Annotated in this window: 3 protein-coding genes; 2 read left to right on the forward strand and 1 reads right to left on the reverse strand. The window is 72.4% G+C overall.

The features are described 5' to 3' along the window. On the reverse strand, nucleotides 1-1,261 hold a 1,261-nt coding region (locus tag D7V97_RS41620; protein ID WP_368669019.1), incomplete at its 3' end, for a YncE family protein. Between the two features lie 383 nt (nucleotides 1,262-1,644). On the opposite strand from D7V97_RS41620, the gene D7V97_RS41625 reads away from it, so the two are divergent. Both D7V97_RS41625 and D7V97_RS46340 read left to right on the forward strand, forming a co-directional pair. After that, on the forward strand, nucleotides 1,645-2,055 hold the full coding sequence (locus D7V97_RS41625) for a hypothetical protein (RefSeq protein WP_233583573.1): 411 nt from the start codon (nucleotides 1,645-1,647) through the stop codon (nucleotides 2,053-2,055). Nucleotides 2,056-2,094: 39 nt separating this feature from the next. Beyond that, on the forward strand, nucleotides 2,095-3,153 hold a 1,059-nt coding region (locus D7V97_RS46340; RefSeq protein ID WP_233583574.1), incomplete at its 3' end, for an FHA domain-containing protein.

Below are 3,153 nucleotides of genomic sequence, written 5' to 3' on the forward strand. Positions count from 1 at the left end.
CCTTCGTCCCCAGGTCCTCCTGGGGGCGGATCCGCGGCGTGCCCTCGGGCGGAGGGATGGGCAGCGTCTGGAGCACCGCCGCGCGCGCGGCCGCGTCCCCGGCGACCAGCGCCTTCGCGTCCAGCACCCGCACCTGCCCCAAGCCCACGTCCGCCGCGTAGAGCAGGCCGGCCCGGTCATCCAGCGCGAGCCCTTCCGTCACGCCCGCGCCGAAGCCCCGGTGCCGCACCACCGTCTGCCGGTCCAGGTCCAGCACCGCGACGCCGCTGTTCGCGCTCACCTCCATGCGCTGGGCGTTGGGCCCCACGTTCGGGCCCAGGCTCGCCATGAAGACGCGGCCCAGCCGCTCGCTCGCCACCAATGCGCGCGGCGCCTTGCCGCCCATCACCTGCGCGGAGAAGGCCTCCGTCGTCCCTCCGACGATGGGCACACCCGGCTTCGGCACCACCGGGGCCAGCTCCCGGCCGTCGTCCTGGCGCAGCAGCACCACCTGCCCCGTCTGGAGGCTGCCCACCGCCAGCAGGCCCTTGAGCCGCGCGAGCGCTCTCGGGTTCGGATCCACCGGCGCGCTCCACTGCTCGCGGCCGTCCGCCAGGGCGAGCGCGTGCACGGTGTCGCGCACGTGCTCGGCCACGAACGCCACGCCGCGCGCGCCATCCACCTCCAGGCCCCACACGCCCGCGGGCGCGGGGACGGCGCGAGGCTTCCGCTCCCGCGCATCCAGGGCGTACAGCCAGAGCCCGGCGTCCGACTGGTGGGCCACGCCCAGCCACGGATGGCCACCCGGGTCCTTCCACGTCGCGAGCGCGGACGGCCCGTCTCCCACCGCCATCGCCTCCACGCGCCCCGACTCCACGTCGAGCGCGAACACCGTGTCGGTGGGCGGCGAGGCCACGAAGAGCGTGCGTCCATCCGGAGCGAGCGCCACGGACGTGAGATCCGGGAAGGCCGCGTCGTTGACGACCGTGAGCCGCGCGGTGCCCGCGGGCCGGGGGCCGGTGCTCGCGGCGAGCGACAGCTGCACGTCCACCTGGGCCGTTCCCGCCGGCAGCGCGAGGTCCGCGGGCAGCCTCGCGTAGGCGTGGCGCGCATCCACCACGGTGAGGGGTAGTTCGCGGGCGAAGGGAGCTCCGAGCACCAGCCGCAGCCCTGGCACCAGCCCCTCGCCATAGAGCGAGAGCGGCTGCGAGGTCTGGTTGCTGGTCAGCCTGGGCCCCACGGCCTGGAGCAGGGGCCGCGCTTCCGGGGCAGCGGGAGCCACGACGGGCGGAGCCTGGGGGCGTGGCGGGTCTCCCCGCAGCTTCATCCCGACGGCCGCAACGCCCAGGACCCCGAGCACTCCCGCGGTCAATGCCACCCAACGAATCCGTCCCGTCACGAGCGCGCGAGCCTCCGGTCCGCGAGCATCCCTCATCCACCCACCGCCTCGCGATGACTTCTCACCACGTCTGCTCGCATGCTGGGGAAGCACCGTGTGGAAGGAATCTCACGCGACCTTTCCAACATGCCAAGAAGAACCCGGTGGTGGCGTGGAGATCCCGCCCCACGTGAGGTGGACTGCCCCCCACACCTGCCCGACGCAGGTCAGTGAATGGGGCTGGAGTGTGCGTTGACAGCTTGGGGCACGCATCGCTTAACCTGTTGATGATGCGACGTTTCCTCTTTGTCTTCGCCATCGCCAGCGTTCTTGGCTTCGGTCCCCTCTCCACCGCGAACGATGCCTGGGCCCAGGGGCGTGGACGCGCCGCCCGGGTGAAGGCTGCCAAGGCCAAGAAGGGCGCGGCCAAGGCGCCGCCGCGCATCGAGACGAAATCGAATGCGGGTGCCAATGCCGTCACGGATCCGGTGACGGGTGAGGCCGGGGCCACCGCGTCGTCCGCGCCTCCGCAGCGCGGCCCGTCGCGCATCGACTTCGATGATCGGCTCATCCAGGGCCAGACGAACAAGTCGGGCGCCGTGTACCTGTATGACCGCAAGGAATTGAAGGTGCGGTCGATGCTTCGCGAGCGCGACAGCTTCCGCTCCGAGACGCTCGCCACCGTCTACGATCAGTAGGGCCGTACCGCCCATCACCCTTCGAAGGGAGCGTCACCGTTGAGCGGCCAGCCCAGTGTCCTGCAAGTCGTCATCCTCCGCGACGGCCTCCTGGTGGGGACGGAGGTCTTCGTCCCTGGTACCTACGCGCTCGGATCCGATGCGTCGTCGGACCTGCGGCTGGACGATGCCTCTGTGTCCCCGCGCCACGCGATGCTGTACTTCCAGAACGGTCGCACCGCGATCCAGGACGCGGGCGGCGGCACCAGCGGCGTCTTCGTCAACGGACACCAGGTCACCGCCTGCGAGATCCGCTCCGTGGACGAGGTGCTGTGTGGCCCGTTCGTCCTGAAGACGCGGATCCTCAACCAGCGCCCCGTCGAGACCAAGCCGCAGCCGCCCCCCGAAGTCGCCGCGCTCTTCGGCAACGCCGGAGGACCGCCGGCCGCGCCGCCGTACGCCGCGAACGGAGCACAGCACGCGCAGCCGCACGCCGCGAACGGAGCACAGCACGCGCAGCCGCACGCCGCGAATGGAGCGCAGCACGCGCAGGCGTTCGCGCCCCAGAACGGCGCACAGGCCGCGTACGCGCAGCAGCCCGTGCACGCGCAGCAGCAGGCACAGCAGGCCGCGTACGCACAGCAGCAAGCCGCGCAGGCCGCACAAGCGCAGCAGGCTGCATACGCGCAGCAACAGGCTCAGCAGGCTGCATACGCGCAGCAACAGGCTCAGCAGGCTGCATACGCGCAGCAGCAGGCGGCGCAGGCCGCACAGGCGCAGCAGGCCGCGCAGGCGCAGCAGGCTCAGCAGGCCGCATACGCGCAGCAGCAGGCCGCACAGGCGCAGCAGGCCGCCTACGCACAGCAGCAGGCTGCACAGGCCCAGCAGCAAGCACAGGCCAAGCAGGCCGCGCACGCGCAGCAGCAGGCGCAGGCCGCACAGGCACGGCAGGCCGCGCAGTCCCAGCAGGCCGCGGTCGCGCTGCCCGCGCCCGTGAAGCGCACTCCGCCCCCGGGCGTCCCCCCGGGCACCATGCCGTCCACCCGCCGCCGTCCCCCGTCCGAGGCCAATCCCAGCCTCCTCGTCGCGGACGACCTGCTGGCGGACGTGGACCTGGAC

Source organism: Corallococcus sp. CA053C (assembly GCF_003611675.1).
GTDB lineage: Bacteria > Myxococcota > Myxococcia > Myxococcales > Myxococcaceae > Corallococcus.